Source organism: Pseudomonas sp. 910_21 (genome assembly GCF_052850735.1).
In genome coordinates this window covers 99,474-118,718 of record NZ_VXCY01000008.1, presented here as the reverse complement: position 1 = coordinate 118,718, position 19,245 = coordinate 99,474, and the positions used below count along the sequence as shown (strand labels likewise).

The following is a 19,245-nucleotide window of genomic DNA, read 5'->3' as shown; positions in this document are numbered from 1 at the left end:
CTCAGAGGCGTTCGATGATGGTGGCGATACCCATACCGCCGCCGACACACAGGGTGGCCAGGCCATAGCGCAGGCGCCGGACTTCCAGTTCGTCGAGCAAGGTGCCGAGAATTGCGCAACCGGTGGCGCCCAGTGGATGACCCATGGCGATGGAGCCGCCGTTGACGTTGACCTTGGCCGGATCGATGGCCATGTCCTTGATGAACTTGAGTACGACCGAGGCAAAGGCTTCGTTGACCTCGAACAGGTCGATGTCCTCGACTCGCAGCCCGGCCTTGGCCAGGGCCTTGCGAGTGGCCGGCGCCGGACCGGTCAGCATGATGGTGGGATCGGTGCTGGTCACCGCAGTGGCAACGATCCGCGCCCGGGGCTTGAGACCCAGCTCACGGCCTTTGGCTTGCGAGCCGATGAGCATCAGCGCCGAACCGTCGACGATCCCTGAACTGTTGCCCGGGGTGTGCACATGGTTGATACGTTCCACATGGCTGTAGACCCGCAGCGCAGTGGCGTCGAAACCCATCTGCCCCATCATCTCGAAACTCGGCTTGAGACTACCCAGGCCTTCCAGGGTCGAATCGGCACGAATGAACTCGTCATGCTCCAGCAGCACGATGCCGTTCTGGTCCTGAACCGGCACCAGGGACTTGCTGAAGGCACCGCTGGAGCGCGCACGGGCGGCCTTCTGCTGGGATTGCAGGGCGAACCGGTCGACGTCCTCGCGGGAGAAACCTTCCAGGGTCGCAATCAGGTCGGCACCTATCCCCTGGGGCGTGAAATGACTGTGCATATTGGTCTCGGGGTCCAGTACCCAGGCGCCGCCGTCGCTGCCCATGGGGACCCGCGACATGGACTCAACGCCACCGACCACCACCAGTTCCTCGAAGCCCGAGAGCACCTTCATCGCGCCCAGGTTGACCGCTTCCAGCCCCGAGGCGCAGAAGCGATTGATCTGTACCCCCGCCACGCTCACATCCCAGTCCGCTGCCTGGACGGCGGTCTTGGCGATGTCGGCCCCTTGATCGCCGATGGGGGTCACGCAGCCCAGAACCACATCATCCACCTGGCTGGTGTCCAGCTCGCAACGTTGTTGCAGGGCCCTCAACAGGCCGGCTACCAGATTCACCGGTTTCACACTGTGCAAGGCGCCATCAGCCTTGCCTTTGCCACGGGGCGTGCGTAACGCATCGAATATCAAAGCTTGGGTCATGACGTCCTCGAACCGCTATCCAGGGGAAAATGTCGAGCTCCCACCTTAGGCGCGGCAGCGGCGGATTCAATGACCGATGCGCTCAGCCGCCTTGACGGTGACGCTCAGACGAACGGTAGGCAGCTAAGCGACCCCGCGATCAAGGGTCGCGAGCTGTCTAGCCAAAGGGCGGCCACCCGGTATCCGGGCGGATTTATAGCTTTTTAAGGGAATGCAGCTATAACTTCATACGAATTGGATCTAAGCCAGAGGATTCAAGGCCCCTAAGGTAGAAACTGTAGGAAGTCCCAGACGGATTCTGCGCCGGGACAGATCAGAGAAAGGACACATAGCCGGCTCATCGTAAAAATCAGCGACCGGCATGCATTGATGCTCAGGAATAACAACAAAAGGCATTCAGCCATGTTCAAACATTCGAAAGTACGTCAGGCGGGGCTCATTCTCTTCGCAACCACACTGCTGTTGATCTTGCCGAACCTCACCAAAGTGATCGGCTGATCTGTGGCTGCTCGATCAACGAGACAGAAAATCGTACCCCGGTTCCTACCGGGGTTCAGACTTGTGTGCCAATCTTCCTGAGGAACTGGACGAGGAAGATTCATGCGCCATTGGATTGCACTTGCCACACTCTTGAACGCTTGCGGCGCTCACGCCGGAATCATCGACGTCAACCGTGCGGTAGACGAAATCAATGACGGTGCGCTAATCCTCGATCTGCGCAACGAAAGCGACTTTGCCGCCGGCAACGTCCACAACTCGCTGCAGGTCAATCTCGAACTGGAGGACGGCACCGGCATCAGCGCCGAGGGCCTGGCCTTCCAGTTGCGCAAGGTGGTGCTGGACCCCAACGCTACGGTGGTGATCTACAGCGACACCAGCCAGCATGCCCTGGAAGCCGAAGATACCCTGGTCAAACGTGGCTATTTCGGTATCGTCAACGGCGGTAACTACGAAGAACTCCGGGACGCCCTGTTCGACCATGTGTCGCGACCAGACGATGTACTCCCCGGCGACGAACCCACTGACGACGATCCGACGGCCATCAATTGAAAGCTCTCATCCTTTGCGCTGCTCTGTTGTCGAGCAGTCCGCTATACGCTGCGCAACTGTTGATCGACCTGGGCTCAGGCAGCCGCACCTGGCAAACCGAAGAACTGCTCAAGCACCCCGAAGCCCGGGACATCCGCATCAAGGACGATGTGTCCTACAAGCGCGAGATGCAGTACCGAGCCGTTCCCATGGCGACCCTGCTCAAGGGCCTCAAGGCCGATGACCATCTGCAGGCCGTGGCCCTGGACGGCTTTGCCGCAGAGTTGAACGCCGCGCCCCTGCTCAACCGCAAGGGCGCCCAGGCCTGGTTGGCCATTGAGGACCCTGACAAGCCCTGGCCGGCACTGGCAGCAGACAAGCCCAGCGCCGGACCTTTCTACCTGGTCTGGAGCAATCCTGCGGCCGGGCACATCAGCCCAGAGCAATGGCCGTTCCAGGTTGCGCGCATTCAGCGCCTGGCGCCGGTGGCGGAGCGCTTCCCGGCCCTGGGCCCGGACCCGAAGCTGGCGGTCGATGATCCAGTCAACCAGGGGTTCGCCCTGTTCCAGAAGAACTGCCTGGCCTGCCACCGACTCAATGGTGCCGGCGACTCCCAGTTCGGACCGGATCTGAATATCCCCTATAACCCCACCGAGTATTTCGGCGGCGATTTTCTCAAGCGCTATATCCGCGATCCGCAAAGCCTGAGGCGCTGGCCCCAGGCGAAGATGCCGGGATTCAGCAGCAGTGTCCTGCCGGATGGGGAGTTGGAATTGTTGCTGGAGTATCTTCGGCATATGGCGGGGCGCAAGCAGACTCCTTGAGGACCTGTCATCGGCGAGCCGGCTCCTGCAGGAGTGACTATTGCTGCAGAATCCTGGCATGCATCTGTTCGCCAGCACCGCCCCGGTGCATGCCCCGCACCGGGCAGGCATCCAGGTAGTCCAGGCCCACCGCCAGCTTCAGGTGGCGCTCGGGACGAACCAGTTGATGGGTCACATCGAAGCTGTACCAGGCGCCGTCCAGCCAGGCTTCGGCCCAGGCGTGGCTGACCAGTTCCACGCTGTCCTGGCGATACAGGTAGCCGGAGACAAAGCGCGCCGGGATTCCCAGGCTGCGAGCGCAAGCCAGAAAGGCGTGGGTGTGATCCTGACAGACGCCGGAGCGCCCGGCGAAAGCCTGGGCCGCGCTGGTAGCCACATCCGTTGTCCCCAATGTGTAGGCCATGTGCTGGTGGAGCCCGTGCATCAGGTCGATCAGCCCGATGCGATCGCGGCGCCGTGCGCATTGCTGGCTGGCAAATTCGCGCAGCGCCTCGTCGGGCTCGGTCAGGCGAGTGAAACGCAGGAACGGCAGGGCCGACTGAGGTTCATGCTCGGCTTCACGCCGCTCATCGATCTCCACCTGGCCACGGGCGCCGATGATCACGGCCTCATGGGGCTCATCCAGAGTCAGTACATGAAGGATGTTGCCGAAGGGGTCCAGTTGCGCCCGCACGGGTCGAGGCAGGTCGAGCTGCCAGCAGAGCACCTGCTGGCGCTCGCTGTCGTGGGGTGTCAGGCGCAGGTACTGGATGCTGGCCCGCACCGGATCCTGGTAGTGATAGGCGGTTTCATGACTGATGGAGAGTCTCATGCAGCCTCCAGGTAGGCGCGGTGAATGGCATCGCCCAACTGGCGCACCAGGGGAATGAAGTCGGTCAGCCAGGCATGCAGGCCCTCGTCGAGAATTTCATCGATGCCGATGTAGCGCAGACGCGCATCCATCTCCGCCGCCAGACGCTGGGCCGGACGCCCGTTATCCCCTGGCAGGCTGGCGAGGATCTGGTCGATTTCTTCGGTGCAGGCGCGCAACGAGCGCGGCACGTCGGCACGCAACAGCAGCAACTGGGCTACATGCCGGGCACCGGGAGCTTCGCGGTAGATCTCGGTATAGGCCTCGAAAGACGACAGGGCACGAAGCAAGGCGCTCCATTGATAATAAGCGTGGGCGGTACCGTCACTGGCCGCATCAACCTGATCGCCAGCCATCTCGTAGCGGGCGTCCAGCAGGCGCAGGGTGTTGTCGGCCCGCTCGATAAAGGTGCCCAAGCGGATAAACCGAAAGGCATCATTACGCATGATGGTGCCGTAGGACGCTCCGCGAAACAGGTGGGAGCGCTCCTTGATCCATTCACAGAAGCGGTTCATGCCGTAGGTACTGAGGCCTTGGCGAGCAATCTGGTGAATATCCAGCCAGGTGGCATTGACGTTTTCCCACATATCGGCGGTGATCCGCCCGCGTACCGCATGGGCACAGGCCCGGGCCGATCCCAGGCAACTGTAGATACTGGCGGGATTGGCGGCATCCAGGGCAAAGAACTGCAATAGCCGCTCGGCATGCAGCGTCTCATGGCGGGCCCGGTAATCTTCCAGGGTGTCGGTGATCAACAGCGGCATGGCCAGTTCGTGCAGACCGTCACCGTGCCCATCCTGGGGCATCAGCGACAACGAATAGCTGACGTCGAGCATCCGCGCGAGGTTTTCCGCGCGCTCCAGATAGCGGGACATCCAGTACAGGTCCGAAGCGGTTCGACTCAACATGGCAGGCTTCCTTAATCCTCCACTACCCAGGTGTCCTTGGTGCCGCCACCCTGGGAGGAGTTCACCACCAGGGAGCCTTCCCGCAGGGCCACACGGGTAAGACCACCAGGCACCACACGGGTTTCACGACCGGCGAGGACAAAGGGGCGCAGATCGATATGCCGTGGAGCGATACCGTTCTCGACAAAAGTCGGGCAGGTGGACAGGGACAGGGTCGGCTGAGCGATATAGGCCTGCGGTCGGGCCTTGATCCGGGCACGGAAGGCCTCGATTTCCGCAGCGCTGGCGGTCGGCCCCACCAGCATGCCGTAGCCACCGGAGCCTTGGGTTTCCTTGACCACCAACTCCGGCAAATGCGCCAGCACGTGGGACAGCTCCTCGGGCTTGCGACACTGCCAGGTGGGCACGTTCTTGAGGATCGGCTCCTCGTCCAGATAAAAACGGATCATCTGGGTGACAAAGGGGTACACCGACTTATCGTCGGCCACTCCGGTGCCGATGGCGTTGGCCAGCACCACATTGCCCGAACGATAGGCCGCCAACAGCCCCGGAACACCCAGCATGGAGTCGGGGTTGAATGCCAAGGGATCCAGGAAGGCGTCATCCAGGCGCCGGTAGATCACGTCCACCGCCTGGGGGCCATCGGTGGTGCGCATGAAGACCCGATCGTCGCGAACGAACAGGTCGGCGCCCTCCACCAGTTCCACACCCATTTCCCGGGCCAGGAATGCATGTTCGAAGAAAGCGCTATTGAAGCGGCCCGGGGTCAGCACCACGACACTCGGATCGTCCATCTGGCTGGAGCTCTTCAGGGTATCGAGCAGCAGATTGGGGTAATGATCGATGGGAGCGACGCGCTGGGCGGCGAACAGTTCGGGGAACAGCCGCATCATCATCTTGCGGTCTTCGAGCATGTAGCTGACACCGCTGGGGGTACGCAGATTGTCCTCCAGCACGTAATAGCTGCCGTCGCCGTCACGCACCAGGTCGATGCCGCTGATATGGGAGTAAATGTCCCCGTGCAGATCCAGATCCTGCATGGCCAATTGGTACTGATCATTGGCCAGGACCTGCTCGGCGGGAATGATTCCGGCGCGGATAATTCGCTGCTGATGATAGAGGTCAGCAAGAAACAGGTTCAGCGCCCGCACCCGTTGAATGCAGCCGCGCTCGATGATCTGCCATTCACTGGCCGGAATAATGCGCGCAATGGTGTCGAAGGGAATCAGGCGCTCGGTGCCCAGCTCGTCGCCGTAAAGGGTGAAGGTGATACCGGCGCGGTGGAACAGCAGATCGGCCTCACGACGACGGCGGGCCAGAAGCTCGTCGGGGGTGCGCTCCAACCAGCTGGCAAACTCTCGATAGTGCGGACGCACCTGACCATCGGCCCCATGCATCTCATCAAATCCGCTGCAGTTCATGCCGCACTCCCTGTCACCCGGACATCAGGGCCTGGCAAGCCCCGTGTCATCGGCATAAGCGCCTTGAAATCCAAAAATTGCAGCAATCTGGTGCCCTCCGTTGCGCGGAGCCGCTGCCCTCCCTTGCGCATAATGGCCAGGCACGGGTTTTGGCTATCACCAGCATAGTCAGAGTTGATTTCACTGCCGGGTGGCGCACGGGGATAATCGCCCCATCGAGCAAACACTTCGCCAAGCCTGATGAAGTCGCTGCTGCAACCTTGATGACGCCGATGACAACCGGGTCCGGGCTCTCCCGACCGGTTCCCTCTCCTGACCGGTCTTCCCTTTTAGCCACCCTCTCGGGTGGCTTTTTTTTGCCTTTTCAGCCCCTGAAAACACAATTGGCCGACCCGAAGGTCAGCCAATTGCCAGTCTCGATGCACACAACCTGGGTTATACCAGTCGCCCACGGATTTCCTGTTTCACCCCCCAGCCTTCAATGATGCCGCCCAGGGGTTCGACCACTGCCTCGAAGTCCTGTTCAAAATCCCCGATGCCGCCATGAGTGGCGTACATCACCTTGCTCAACTCCAGATACCAGGCGCCGTCGTCACGCACGCTGACCTGGGCATTCAAGGATTCACCGCGAAACTGTCCTGCCGCCCTGCGCGCCCGCTCCTCATCCGGAAAAATGGCGTAGAACTCGATGGGATGGAATCGTGAAAAGTCAAAACCGCCTTCTTTCATGCGGCGCAACACACTGCTGCTGAGGTCTTCTTGAACGGCTGTGCTCATGAAACGTCCTCCTCAAACCGATGGATAGACTTTCCGTGCTTCCCGACCCGCCAGCCAAAAGTGACCGGCATCACGACCCGGGGTGGGTCGTCAGGAAACAAGCATGGAGCTGACAAGATCAGAGCTTAGCGAAGAATTCGCTGATCTCGTTTGCAGATTAGCGCCAACACCTGGACGACGCCAGAAATTGCTGTCGGAGCCCTCTCTGCTCTCATTGCATCGGCGTAATGCTGAGAATCTGAATGCTGTTCTGCTCTTTCAGGCTCTTGAGGGTGGGGGCATCGGTGCGCCCGTCCAGATCATTGAGATCCAGTTCGGCACTCACCGGCAGCAACCTGGCCCGCACCAATTGTGCGGCGCGCTCCAACGTCGGTTGCTGCTCGCAATCGAACTGCTCGACGGACTGGACGCCATGATCATCCACGAAAGTGACTTGCCACTTTTGCATCAACGCCTCCTCGATAGCCCCATGAGTGGGCCTACAGCATCTCGACCTTGAGTGACGGGCAAACGTTCCACAGTGCCGGCGGGCCAAACCAATAAAAAGACCGCCCGGAGGCGGCCTTGATGAATCCCTTGGACAATCAGCCGATTACGGCTTTTCGGCACGGGCCTTGAGTGCTTTCAAGGTGTTGAAGGGCGCATCCACCACGAACTTGTTGGCCAGCCAGGACGGCACGCTACCACCCGGCTCGGTGTGCACCTGATAGGTCACTTCCACCTGATCGGCACCTTTGGGCACAAACTTCCAATAACCCTCGACCTGAGACACACGCACGAAGCCTTTCTCCTCGGGAATGTAGGTCGGCACGCCTTCCAGCTTACGGATCAGGCTGCCATCGGCGGCTTCGCTGCTGGTGATGTGCAGTACCGAGTCACGGGCAGTGACCGGCCAGGGGGTATTGAACTGGGTGTAGGTCCAGCTTTGATCGCCCTCATGCTTGAGCAGCTTCTGGGTCTTGCACTCGTGAATCCAGGAGCAGGCACCGGCCACGTCTTCCTGCAGCGCGCGAAGCTTGGCGATGGAGGTCTTCATGGTGGTGACGCCGCGATAAGCCTTGTACTTGGAACCGGCCACTTCACTCAGGGAGATCTTGATGCCGTCTTCATCCTTGGCCGTTTGCCAGTCTTCGGCGTGGGCCGTTGCCGACAGCAGCACGGTTAAACCACAGAGCACAGCAATTCGATGCAGCGAACCCATTGTCTTATTCCTTATTGTTGAAGTTCCGTTCATTAAAACTAAGCAGCCGTCACTTGTTCCCACCAACCGAGCAAACGGATGGCATCTTCTCGGCTTTCGCCACACACCTCAGGATCCGCCTGAAATGCCCCACAGACCGCTGGCCGCTCCGGCATGCCGAAAAGACCACACAGGTGTTCGACAGAAAGGTGCAGGCAACGTTCTCCCGCCGGTTTGCCATTGGGCATTCCGGGAATCGGCGTACTGATGGAAGGGGCAATGCAGCAAGCGCCACAACCTTCACGGCAGTTCATGACGAAAAGCTCCTCGCGACAAGCATAGTGTTGAATGAGGCCGAACAAGAGTAACCGCTAAAACAGCCGTTTAAAATTACTCAAAGAACGGATTTGACGCACAACCGTGCGTGACTGATCAGTCTCCGACAAAGTGTCGGTCAACTCGGTCACAGAGAGGTTGAAGAATTTATTGCTTGAACTCGAAATCCAGGGCCGCACCCTCGATATCCCGACGCTCCTCGTTGCGTAACTGCAACTGCATTTCGTTGCTGAGCAACCGGCCGTTGAGTTGGAACGGAGTGCTTTCCTTGGGCTTCTCGCCAAACATCTGCGGCAGCAGAGGCTCGCGCTTGGGCAGCGGCACCGCCCCCACAGGCTGCAAGTGCTTGACCATTTCCGGAGGCAGGCTCAAGTCGAGTTTGGGAGTGGACAGAGGTGTCTTGATATCTTGATAGGCCCACTTGGACTTGGTCTGGGCCTTCTTGGGCGCAGGCTTGGCCTTTTTCTTGGGCTGGGCTTTGCTGGCATTGGCGGAGGGTTTGGTCTTGCTCGCCGGAGCCTGCTTGGCGCTGGAGGCCTTGCTTGAATGAGTAACGCTGGCAGCCGGTTTGTCCGGGGTCGAGGCCGCCTGGACAGGCGCCGCAACGACTCCCAAGAGGCAGGCACTCAACCAGATGGCAGGAAAAAAGGCTTTCATAAAGGCAGGTAGATCGACAAAAGGTGCCCTATGCTCGCTTGTTGCAAGCCCCATGACAAGCACGGGACCGCAGTGTTTAGAATCCGCCGGCCGCTTCTTGGCACAACTGACTGGCGAGCATGCCCAGGGTCATCAAGGCTCGCTCGGCCTCACGATTCCAGGGAGTCCCGCAATTCAGGCGCACGCAGTGGTTGAACTGCTCGGTGTTACTGAAGATCAGCCCCGGAGCGATGCTGATGCCCTGCTGCAAGGCCCGCACGTGCAGTTCCTGGGTATTGACCCGACCCGGCAGGCTGACCCAGAGGATGAACCCTCCGTTGGGCCGGGTAATCTGCGTGCCCTCCGGAAAATACTGCTGCACCGCCAGTTGAAAGGCGCTGAGGTTCTTGCGGTACTCCTGGCGGATGTAGCGCAGATGCCGGTCGTAACCACCATTCTCCAGATACGCCGCAACCCCCATCTGCGTCACGCTGCATGCAGAATGGGTACTGAAGGTCTGCAGACGCTGGATCTCCTGCTGATACTTGCCAGCGATCATCCAGCCGATACGCACTCCCGGCGATAGGGTCTTGGAGAAGCTTGAACAGTAGATCACCCGGTCCAGGCGGTCATAGGCCTTGAGGGCCTTGGTGCGCCCCACTTCGAACATCAATTCGCCGTAGATATCGTCCTCGACCACCTGGATATCAAAGTCCGAAGCCAGACGCAGCAGTTGCTTCTGCCGCTCCTCCGGCATGGTACCGCCCAGGGGATTGCTCAGGCGCGTTGTCAGTACCAGGGCCTTGATCGACCACTGGTTGGCTGCCAGTTGCAGAGCCTCAAGACTCATGCCCGTTGAGGGATCGCTGGGAATCTCGATGACCTTGAGCCCCAGCAGGTCCGCCAGTTGCAGCAGCCCGTAATAGGTCGGCGATTCCGCGGCGATCAGATCACCCGGCCGGGTCAAGACCCGCAGGGACATCTGCAGGGCATCGACGCAACCATGGGTAATCACCACTTCCGAAGGGTCGACCACCACCCCGGCATCGCGCATGCGAATCGCCACCTGGCGCCGCAAGGGCTCGAATCCCGGACTGAACATGTAGCTGAACGCCCGCGGACTGTGAAAGCGCGTGACCTTGGCCAATTGCTGATGCAGCGCCCGTACCGGCAGATAGTCAACGCTGGGCACCGCGGCCCCCAGGGGAAACACCCCTTCACGACGGGACTCCACCAGCACCTGCTGGATGATGCTGCTGCGAGTGACCAGTCCCGGACGTTCGACCCGGGCAATGTCCGGGGTCGGCGCGGTCAGCGCTGGAGTCTGGTGCACGTAATAACCCGATTGGGGACGCGCACGGATCAGCCCCTGGTCTTCCAGATTGGCGTAGGCCTGGAGCACCGTGGCGTGGCTGACATTGAGCTGCGAGCTCATCTTGCGCACCGACGGTACGCGCTCCCCCGGCTGGTAGACACCACGGCGAATATCCTCAGCCAGTTGCTGAGCGATACGTTGATAGAGCAAGAGATTGGTCATGGCGCAGCACTCGATTTCACGGCGTTTTATTCTTGTGTGAAACAATACCGGCACAGTTTAGAAGTGTACTGGGACAGTTTCTACAATAGTCGAGGACACGGGGCAGTGAAAAGTAGAACTCTAGGGTTTTTGCGACACCCTCAGACATAAAAAAACCCGACGCTTGCGAGGCGTCGGGCTTTTCGGGGGCAAAGGGGTCAGTGTTTCAGCGAGCAGCGCCGAGCTGGCCCTTGTCGTCGGAAAAGACAATTTCCACCCGACGGTTCTGCGCCCGGCCCCGCTCGGAGGCATTGGCTTCCACTGGGTAGTCGTCGCCATAGCCCTCGACATGGATACGCTTCTCGTCGAGCCCCAGGTCCACCAGCACATCGGCCACCGCCTGGGCACGATCGCGAGACAGCTGCAGGTTGCTCTGGCGCTCCCCGGTGTTATCGGTGTAGCCCTCGATGCGCACTACCCGCTTGGGGTTCAGCTGGAGGAACTGCACCACCTTGAGCACGGTGCGGTTCGCCGAATTCTTCAACTCAGCTTCACCGGTGTCGAACAGCACGTCTCCCAAAGTCATCACCAGGCCGCGATCGGTCTGGGTGGTGGCGAGGCTGATGATCTGCTCTTCGAGCCATTTGCCCTGCTGCTGCACGCTCAGCAGCTTGGCCTCACGCAGGGCCAGTTGCAGGCGTTGGCGCTCCAGCTCGAGCTTGGCCGCACGCTCCTGATTCAGCGCCTGTTCAGTGTGCTCACGGGCGATTTCGCTGTAACGACGGCTCAGGTAGGCATAGTGCTCTACGTCGCCACCGCTGCCCCAGTAGGTCGACAGGCGATCGGCGCGGGCCAGGGACTCACCGGCGCGTATCACGTCCTTGGGCGCGATACGCAGCACATTGGAGTCTTCCTTGACCTTCTGGAAGTCGTTGCCGGCTTGCTGCAAGGCTTCCTCGCTGTGCTGGCCGGCACAACCATAGAGACCGGCACAGGCCAACAGCACAGCGCCGCCGAAGATACGGATAGAGAGGCTCATTGGGCGTCTCCCAGTTGCTTGCGCAGACGCGTGATGCGGGTATTGAGCACATTCACCTGCTCCTGGCTTTTCTGGGTCAGGACCTTGGCCTCTGCCAGACGCGCATCCAACTCGGCCTGCTCGGCGCGCATCCGCGCCTTCTTGTACGACTCATCCTGCATATTGCCCTGGGCCCGGGAGAACTTGTCTTCGGCCAGTTTCAACTCAGGCATGTCCTCGGCCGAAGCCCCCACGGCCTTGGCTTGTTCCAGGGCCTGGGCAGTGAGGCGCATCTGCTCGTTGGGCGCCGGATCGGTTGCACAACCCGCCATGGCCAGCAGGGCCAGGGCAGCGAAAAGAGGTCGAATAGTCACACGTGATTCCTACGGTTTTGGGCTGCTGACGGGTTGCTGCAACTGGGCCTTCCAGCGCTCCAGATTGCGCTGCAGCAAGGCCTCCGTCAGACCGGACGCGGGCAATTCTGTCATCTTTTTTGCCAGCTGTCCGCGCAACCATGGATCATTGCAGGCGGAGTTGTGGGACAGGGCAAGGAACAGCCCCGGTTTGTCGACCGGCTGAGCAAAGGACGCCAGATCCGCCGCCATCCCCAAGGACTGGGCCATGGCCATGCCCGCGTAACGCGGCGCCAGAACGTAGTCCACTTCCCCCAGGAGCAAGGTCTGGAAGACCTGGGTCAGGTTCGGCAGACGCTTGAGTTGCAGATGCTCCTTGGCCATCGCCTGAAAGGGCTGGGTCAGCCTGGCCTTTTCCGATACCGCGCCGGGATGGCCGGCAAGATCCGCCGGCTGGGTATAGCTCAGGGTCGAGTCCTTGCGGGTCCATACAAGGTAGTCATTCTGCACCAGGGCCGGATGGATGTAGTCCAGGGACTCCAGCTCGTTCAAGGTCAGGGGCGCGTCGGCCAGCAGATCCATGCGCCCGCTGCGCACTTCATCCAGGGCCTCTGAACGTTTGCCGGCATACAGCAAATCGACCTTGAGCCCCAGCTCTCCCGCCACCTGCTGCAACAGGTCGGCGCTGGCCCCGATCAGGTGCTTGGGATTTTGCGGGTCGCGCCACAGGTACGGCGGTGCATCCGGGCTACCGGTAACCACCAGGCGTTCGCACTTGCCTGCAGCCATCGACAGCGATGGCAACAACGTCAGGCCCAACAGCGCTGACCAGCCACTCATGCGGCGCAGATCCATGGCGAAATTCTCCCCAGCAAAAAAAACACATAAAAAAAGCCCGGCCAAGGGGCCGGGCTCTTTATAAGTGAAGCCGCCGGATTAGACCAGCTTCTCCAACTCAGGTACGGCTTCGAACAAGTCCGCCACCAGGCCGTAATCGGCCACCTGGAAGATCGGAGCTTCTTCGTCCTTGTTGATCGCAACGATCACCTTGGAATCTTTCATGCCTGCCAGGTGCTGGATCGCGCCGGAGATACCGACGGCGATGTACAGCTGTGGCGCAACGATCTTGCCGGTCTGGCCGACCTGCATGTCGTTGGGCACGAAGCCTGCGTCCACCGCAGCGCGGGAAGCGCCGACAGCAGCGCCCAGCTTGTCGGCCAGGGCGTACAGGTGCTTGAAGTTGTCACCGTTCTGCATGCCACGGCCGCCGGAAACGACGATCTTGGCAGCGGTCAGTTCAGGACGATCGGACTTGGCCAGCTCTTCGCCAACGAAGCTCGACTTGCCGGCATCGTGAGCGGCGCCGACGGCTTCAACCGCGGCCGAACCACCTTCAGCGGCAACGGCGTCGAAGCCGGTGGCACGCACGGTGATGACTTTCACGGCAGCCGAGGACTGCACGGTAGCGATGGCGTTACCGGCATAGATCGGACGCTTGAAGGTATCAGCGCTTTCTACCGAGATGATCTCGGAGATCTGGTCGACGTCCAGCTGAGCGGCAACCCGCGGCAGGATGTTTTTGCCGTTGGAGGTAGCGGCAGCCAGGATGTGGCTGTAGCCAGCGCCCAGTTCGGCCACCAGCGGCGCAACGTTTTCCGGCAGTTGGTGAGCGTAGGCGGCGTTGTCGGCCACCAGCACTTTGGCCACGCCAGCAATTTTTGCAGCGGCTTCAGCCACGGCGCCAACGCCCTGGCCGGCTACCAGTACATGCACGTCACCACCGATTTTGGCGGCGGCGGCAACGGTGTTCAGGGTGGCCGGAGCCAGCGCCTTGTTATCGTGTTCGGCGATTACCAAGATAGTCATGATCAGATTACCTTCGCTTCGTTTTTCAGTTTCTCGACCAGTTCAGCCACCGACTTGACCTTGATACCCGCGCTGCGTGCAGCCGGCGCTTCGACTTTCAGGGTCTTGTTGGTGGAGGCGGTGGAAACGCCCAAAGCATCAGGAGTCAGCGTTTCAAGCGGCTTCTTCTTGGCTTTCATGATGTTTGGCAGAGACGCATAGCGCGGCTCGTTCAAACGCAAGTCGGTGGTGACGATGGCTGGCAGGTTCAGCGCAACGGTCTGCAGGCCGCCGTCGATTTCGCGAGTGACGTTGACCTTGTCGCCGGACACTTCGACCTTGGAGGCGAAGGTGCCTTGAGCGTAACCGCTCAGGGCCGCCAGCATCTGGCCGGTCTGGTTGTTGTCGCTATCGATGGCCTGTTTGCCCAGGATCACCAGTTGTGGCTGCTCCTTGTCGACCACAGCCTTGAGCAGCTTGGCCACAGCCAGGGAGTTCAACTCTTCAGCGGACTCGACGAGGATTGCGCGATCGGCACCCAGTGCCAGGGCGGTACGCAGTTGCTCTTGAGCAGTAGCAGGACCGATGGAGACGACGACGATTTCAGTCGCTACGCCTTTCTCTTTCAGGCGTACGGCTTCTTCCACTGCGATTTCGCAGAAAGGGTTCATCGACATCTTGACGTTGGCGAGGTCGACGCCGGAGTTGTCCGCTTTGACGCGAACCTTGACGTTATAGTCGACCACTCGTTTGACAGCTACAAGAACCTTCATGGATTCCTCGTTACTCTCCGGTGAAAAGAAAGTCGCCTAGGCGAGAACCTGGCGGTTGATGCTCATCGGCACAAGGGCACCTCCAAAAACGCTGGCGCATATCAGGTTGACCTTGCTCACGGGGTGATGACCGTTCGTCAGTGGTGACCGACGAGTCATTCATTATCGCGGCGTGTAAACTGCGCACTTTCAAGCTGCGCGGTGCGTCACCTTTATTGCCTTTGCCCTGTCTTTAGAGGTGCTCTTGAAACCAACAGTCAGCCTACGGCGAGCGCAAAACCGACCGTATCTTGACCGGAACGCCTTTTCCGGTCAATACGGCAAAATAGCCGTTTATAAGCCGCGCTTCTTTGATTTATCTGGGCTGCGGCAAATTCAAACAAACGTTTGTATTGGACGCTGAGAGTGGTGTAGATATAATGCGCCGCCCAGAGAGAAAGGTCGGCCGTCCTCCCCTTCTCCCCCCATGCGCGATGGGAGAAAGCGGGGATGCAACGCCAAACCTCCAATTAGAAAAAACCGTTGAGCCTTGAGTAGGAGATAGCCTAGTGGAACGCGAATACATGGAATTCGACGTGGTCATCGTCGGTGCCGGCCCCGCAGGCTTGTCCGCCGCTTGCCGCCTTAAGCAGAAGGCCGCTGAAGCCGGTAAGGAAATCAGCGTCTGCGTGGTTGAAAAAGGCTCCGAAGTCGGTGCTCACATCCTTTCCGGTGCCGTGTTCGAGCCTCGGGCCCTGAATGAACTGTTCCCGGACTGGAAGGAACTGGGCGCCCCACTCAACACCCCGGTCACCCGCGACGACATCTATGTCCTGCGCAGCGGCGAAACCTCCACCAAGGTTCCAGACTTCTTTGTGCCCAAGACCATGCACAACGAAGGTAACTACATCATTTCCCTGGGCAATCTGTGCCGCTGGCTGGCCCAGCAGGCCGAGAACCTGGGCGTGGAAATCTACCCGGGCTTTGCCGCCCAGGAAGCCCTGATCGATGAAAATGGCGTGGTCCGCGGAATCATCACCGGCGACCTGGGTGTCGACCGTGAAGGCCATCCGAAAGACGGTCTCTATACCCCAGGCATGGAACTGCGCGGTAAGTACACCCTGTTCGCCGAAGGCTGCCGTGGCCATATCGGCAAGCAACTGATCAAGCAGTTCAACCTGGACAGCGACTCCGATGCCCAGCACTACGGCATCGGCCTCAAGGAAATCTGGGAAATCGATCCGGCCAAGCACCAGCCGGGCCTGGTGGTCCACACCGCCGGCTGGCCGCTGGAGATCATGGGTAACGAGAACACTGGCGGTTCCTTCCTCTATCACCTGGAAAACAACCAGGTCGTGGTGGGCCTGATCGTCGACCTGTCTTACGCCAACACCTATCTGTCGCCGTTCGACGAGTTCCAGCGCCTCAAGCATCACCCGGTGCTCAAGCAGTACCTGGAAGGCGGCAAGCGCATCAGCTACGGCGCCCGCGCCATCTGCAAAGGTGGCCTGAACTCGTTGCCGAAGATGGTATTCAAGGGCGGCGCCCTGATCGGCTGCGACCTGGGCACCCTGAACTTCGCCAAGATCAAGGGCAGCCACACTGCCATGAAGTCCGGCATGCTGGCCGCCGATGCGGTGGCCGACTCGCTGTTCACCGGTTCCGAAGGTGCTGATGAGCTGAAGGGCTATGTCGACTCGTTCAAATCCAGCTGGTTGTACGAAGAACTGTTCGCCAGCCGCAACTTCGGCCCGGCGATCCACAAGTTCGGCGCTATCGTCGGCGGCGGCTTCAACTGGGTGGACCAGAACATCTTCGGCGGCAAACTGCCCTTCACCCTGCGTGATACCAAGCCGGACTACGCCTGCCTGAAGCTGGCCAAGGACTGCGCGAAGATCGACTACCCGAAACCCGACGGCAAACTCAGCTTCGACAAACTGAGCTCGGTGTTCATCTCCGGTACCAACCATGAAGAAGAGCAGCCTTGCCACCTCAAGCTGACCGACCCGAGCATCCCTCTGGGCCGCAACCTGCCGCTGTACGACGAGCCTGCTCAGCGTTACTGCCCGGCCGGCGTGTATGAAGTGATCACTCAGGAAGACGGCGAGAAGCGCTTCCAGATCAACGCCCAGAACTGCGTGCACTGCAAGACCTGCGACATCAAGGACCCAGCCCAGAACATCACCTGGGTCACCCCGGAAGGTGCCGGCGGCCCGACTTATCCGAACATGTAAGTCACCGCGGTACAAAAAAGGCCCCCTTTATGGGGGCCTTTTTCATGCTCGGGATTCGCTGGCACAGCCCCCTGTAGGAGCCGGCTTGCCGGCGAAGCCCCCCCCCAAGCCTTGATCCGGCCCAAGGGCGCATTCGTTGGCAAGGCAACTCCTACAAGGTGCGCGGAGTTTTCAGGCGGCGCGCTCATCCCCGGGATTACGCTCGAAGTAGCGCTTGTACTCGCGACTGAACTGCGAGGTGCTCTGATACCCCACACGATGCGCCACCTGAGCCACCCCCAGCCCCTCCCCCAGCAACAGTTGCTGAGCCTTGAGCAGCCGCAAACGCTTGAGGTACTGCACCGGCGAAAGCAGGGTGCTGCGCTTGAAATGCTCGTGGAAGGTCGAGGTGCTCATGTTGGCGCAGCGGGCCAGAGTCTCGACGTTCAACGGCTCGGTGTAATGCTCGTGCAGATGATTGAGCGAAGCGGCGACCCGGGCGAACTGCCCCTGCTGTTCCACCAGCGCCCGCAACGCATCGGCCTGGGGCCCGCGCAAGGCGGCGAAGAGCAATTCGCGTACCCGCGACGCCCCCATGATCTTGCACTCCAGGGGATCTTGCAGGCAGCGCAGAAGCCGCTCCACGCAGCCGCGCATATGATCGTCGAGTACCGCCGAAGTCATGGACTCCAGAGTCTGCGCCGACGCCGCACGGCCCTCGGTGATGCCCATGGCCAGCACCAGTTCTCCCAGGACCGCCCGGTCGATGGCGATGGAAACCCCCAACAGCGGTGCATTGGGCAGGGCGAAGGTTTCACATTCGAAGGGCACCGACAGGGCCTGGATCAGGTAGTGCCCGGCGCCATATTCCAGGGTCCGCGTCCCCAGGTACGCCAGCTTGCTGCCCTGGACGATGACCATCAGGCTCGGCTCGTAGATCTGCGGTCCCCGGGTCACATCCCGGCTGGCCCGCAGGATCTGCACGCCCGGCAAGGCGGTAGCGACGAAACCCTCGCGACTGGCAAGGGGCTGAATCAGCGAAACCAGGGTGGCGTTGGCGTCCAGATGACGAGTCAGCAGCATGCAGAAATCTTCACGAAAAAAGGGATGAAAACATCATCGCAGGTCTGCTGGCCAATGCCGTGCAAAAACCGCCAATGCCGGAGGAATAGGCATGACATGCCGAGGAATCGCCATGGTTGCCCTCAGGCTCGACGCCGAGAATGCACCGCCTCACTTGTCAGCGTTTTTGCGAGGTTCATCATGTACACCGCCATCGGTTATGCCGCCCAATCGGCCACCACTCCCCTCGCCCCCATGAGCTTCCAGCGCCGCAGCCCCCGTGCGGACGACGTCGCCATCGAGATCCTCTACTGCGGCGTCTGTCACTCCGACATCCATCAGGCTCGCAACGAATGGGGTATCGCCGTCTACCCGTTGATGCCGGGCCACGAGATCGTCGGCAAGGTCACCGCCGTCGGCGCCAATGTCAGCAAGCACAAGGTCGGCGACCTGGTGGGCGTCGGCTGCATGGTCGACTCTTGCCGCCACTGCGAAGCCTGCGCTGCGAACCTGGAACAGTACTGCCTGGAAGGTCCGACCATGACCTACGCCACCCCGGATCGGGTCGATGGCAGCAACACCATGGGCGGCTACTCCGACAGCATCGTGGTCAGCGAGCACTTTGTCGTGCGCATCCCGGAGAAACTCGACCTGGCCAGCGCAGCACCGATTCTCTGCGCCGGCATCACCACCTACTCGCCCCTCAAGCACTATGGCGTCAAGGCCGGTGACAAGGTAGGGATTCTCGGCATGGGCGGCCTGGGCCACATGGGCATCAAGTTCGCCAAGGCCCTGGGCGCCGAAGTGACCCTGTTCACCCGCTCGGCGAGCAAGGCTGAAGAAGCCCGCCGCCAGGGTGCGGACCACGTGATCGTGTCTACCGATGCGGCCCAGATGCAGTCGGTAGCCGGGCATTTCGACTTCCTCCTGGACACCATCCCGGTGCCCCACGACCTCAACCCCTACCTCGACACCCTGCGCTTTGACGGCGTACACATCCTGGTGGGCCTGATTGAGCCGGTGGACCCGGCACTGCACGCCGGCAAGCTGGTGATGAGCCGTCGAGTACTGGCCGGATCGCTGATCGGCGGCATTGCCGAGACCCAGGAAGTGCTGGACTTCTGCGCCGAGCACGGCATTACCTGCGATATCGAAATGCTGGATATTCGCCAGATCAATGAGGCCTACGAGCGCATGATCAAAGGGGATGTGAAGTACCGCTTCGTGATCGACATGGCTACCTTGAAGGTCTGAATCTCGATGCCATGACGCTCCGGCTTGTCGCTGGGAGGCGCTCCACGGAGTACGCCTTCGTCGG

20 protein-coding genes are annotated in these 19,245 nt (G+C 60.6%); 4 read left to right on the top strand and 16 right to left on the bottom strand.

Annotated elements, in window-relative coordinates:
* Window position 1: 1 nt before the first annotated feature.
* On the bottom strand, window positions 2-1,207 hold the full coding sequence (locus tag FW796_RS24020; RefSeq protein ID WP_346631867.1) for an acetyl-CoA C-acetyltransferase: 1,206 nt from the start codon (window positions 1,205-1,207) through the stop codon (window positions 2-4).
* A gap of 600 nt (window positions 1,208-1,807) precedes the next feature.
* On the opposite strand from FW796_RS24020, the gene FW796_RS24015 reads away from it, so the two are divergent.
* Window positions 1,808-2,257, top strand: a complete 450-nt coding sequence (locus FW796_RS24015) for a rhodanese-like domain-containing protein (RefSeq protein ID WP_346631868.1) — start codon at window positions 1,808-1,810, stop codon at window positions 2,255-2,257.
* Window positions 2,254-3,060: a c-type cytochrome gene (locus FW796_RS24010; RefSeq protein WP_346631869.1), complete on the top strand. Its 807-nt coding sequence runs from the start codon at window positions 2,254-2,256 to the stop codon at window positions 3,058-3,060. Before FW796_RS24015 ends, FW796_RS24010 begins: the two co-directional genes overlap by 4 nt.
* 37 nt (window positions 3,061-3,097) lie before the next feature.
* Here the strand turns inward: FW796_RS24010 and FW796_RS24005 are convergent, their stop codons facing one another.
* The 14 genes from FW796_RS24005 to FW796_RS23940 all read right to left on the bottom strand — a co-directional run bounded on the left by FW796_RS24005 (window position 3,098) and on the right by FW796_RS23940 (window position 14,673).
* The gene (locus tag FW796_RS24005) at window positions 3,098-3,871 is read right to left on the bottom strand and encodes a transglutaminase family protein (RefSeq protein ID WP_446440165.1); all 774 of its coding nucleotides are present in this window, start codon (window positions 3,869-3,871) and stop codon (window positions 3,098-3,100) included.
* A complete protein-coding gene (locus FW796_RS24000; protein ID WP_346631871.1) occupies window positions 3,868-4,818 on the bottom strand; it encodes an alpha-E domain-containing protein in 951 nt (316 codons plus the stop codon). Before FW796_RS24000 ends, FW796_RS24005 begins: the two co-directional genes overlap by 4 nt.
* A gap of 11 nt (window positions 4,819-4,829) precedes the next feature.
* Window positions 4,830-6,239, bottom strand: coding sequence for a circularly permuted type 2 ATP-grasp protein (locus FW796_RS23995; RefSeq protein ID WP_446440164.1), 1,410 nt, complete (start codon window positions 6,237-6,239; stop codon window positions 4,830-4,832).
* A 435-nt stretch (window positions 6,240-6,674) separates the two neighbouring features.
* Window positions 6,675-7,016 (bottom strand): ribonuclease E inhibitor RraB, encoded by a 342-nt coding sequence (locus FW796_RS23990; protein WP_016964989.1) that lies wholly within the window; start codon window positions 7,014-7,016, stop codon window positions 6,675-6,677.
* A gap of 211 nt (window positions 7,017-7,227) precedes the next feature.
* A complete protein-coding gene (locus FW796_RS23985; RefSeq protein WP_123725764.1) occupies window positions 7,228-7,464 on the bottom strand; it encodes a hypothetical protein in 237 nt (78 codons plus the stop codon).
* Window positions 7,465-7,608: 144 nt separating this feature from the next.
* Complete coding sequence (locus FW796_RS23980; RefSeq protein WP_346631873.1) at window positions 7,609-8,217, bottom strand: START domain-containing protein; 609 nt, start codon at window positions 8,215-8,217, stop codon at window positions 7,609-7,611.
* A gap of 38 nt (window positions 8,218-8,255) precedes the next feature.
* Window positions 8,256-8,510, bottom strand: a complete 255-nt coding sequence (locus FW796_RS23975) for a YkgJ family cysteine cluster protein (RefSeq protein WP_346631874.1) — start codon at window positions 8,508-8,510, stop codon at window positions 8,256-8,258.
* Window positions 8,511-8,679: 169 nt separating this feature from the next.
* The gene (locus tag FW796_RS23970) at window positions 8,680-9,189 is read right to left on the bottom strand and encodes a translation initiation factor 2 (protein WP_404938799.1); all 510 of its coding nucleotides are present in this window, start codon (window positions 9,187-9,189) and stop codon (window positions 8,680-8,682) included.
* A gap of 76 nt (window positions 9,190-9,265) precedes the next feature.
* Entirely contained in the window at window positions 9,266-10,705 is a 1,440-nt protein-coding gene (locus FW796_RS23965) for an aminotransferase-like domain-containing protein (RefSeq protein ID WP_011060145.1), read from the bottom strand.
* A gap of 205 nt (window positions 10,706-10,910) precedes the next feature.
* Window positions 10,911-11,723 (bottom strand): OmpA family protein, encoded by an 813-nt coding sequence (locus tag FW796_RS23960; protein ID WP_346631876.1) that lies wholly within the window; start codon window positions 11,721-11,723, stop codon window positions 10,911-10,913.
* A complete protein-coding gene (locus FW796_RS23955) occupies window positions 11,720-12,076 on the bottom strand; it encodes a DUF4398 domain-containing protein (protein WP_346631877.1) in 357 nt (118 codons plus the stop codon). Before FW796_RS23955 ends, FW796_RS23960 begins: the two co-directional genes overlap by 4 nt.
* A 9-nt stretch (window positions 12,077-12,085) precedes the next feature.
* Window positions 12,086-12,910, bottom strand: a complete 825-nt coding sequence (locus FW796_RS23950; protein WP_346631878.1) for a substrate-binding periplasmic protein — start codon at window positions 12,908-12,910, stop codon at window positions 12,086-12,088.
* Between the two features lie 81 nt (window positions 12,911-12,991).
* Window positions 12,992-13,921, bottom strand: coding sequence for an electron transfer flavoprotein subunit alpha/FixB family protein (locus FW796_RS23945; RefSeq protein WP_025128724.1), 930 nt, complete (start codon window positions 13,919-13,921; stop codon window positions 12,992-12,994).
* Between the two features lie 2 nt (window positions 13,922-13,923).
* Entirely contained in the window at window positions 13,924-14,673 is a 750-nt protein-coding gene (locus tag FW796_RS23940; protein ID WP_015634720.1) for an electron transfer flavoprotein subunit beta/FixA family protein, read from the bottom strand.
* Window positions 14,674-15,221: 548 nt separating this feature from the next.
* Between FW796_RS23940 and FW796_RS23935 the strand changes: the two genes are divergently transcribed.
* A complete protein-coding gene (locus tag FW796_RS23935) occupies window positions 15,222-16,886 on the top strand; it encodes an electron transfer flavoprotein-ubiquinone oxidoreductase (protein ID WP_346631879.1) in 1,665 nt (554 codons plus the stop codon).
* A 171-nt stretch (window positions 16,887-17,057) separates the two neighbouring features.
* On the opposite strand, the gene FW796_RS23930 is transcribed toward FW796_RS23935, so the two are convergent.
* Window positions 17,058-17,948 carry an AraC family transcriptional regulator gene (locus tag FW796_RS23930; RefSeq protein WP_404938797.1) on the bottom strand — a complete coding sequence of 297 codons (891 nt, stop codon included), beginning with the start codon at window positions 17,946-17,948 and terminating at the stop codon, window positions 17,058-17,060.
* Between the two features lie 180 nt (window positions 17,949-18,128).
* Between FW796_RS23930 and FW796_RS23925 the strand changes: the two genes are divergently transcribed.
* Window positions 18,129-19,181 carry an NAD(P)-dependent alcohol dehydrogenase gene (locus tag FW796_RS23925; protein ID WP_404938795.1) on the top strand — a complete coding sequence of 351 codons (1,053 nt, stop codon included), beginning with the start codon at window positions 18,129-18,131 and terminating at the stop codon, window positions 19,179-19,181.
* Window positions 19,182-19,245: the final 64 nt, after the last annotated feature.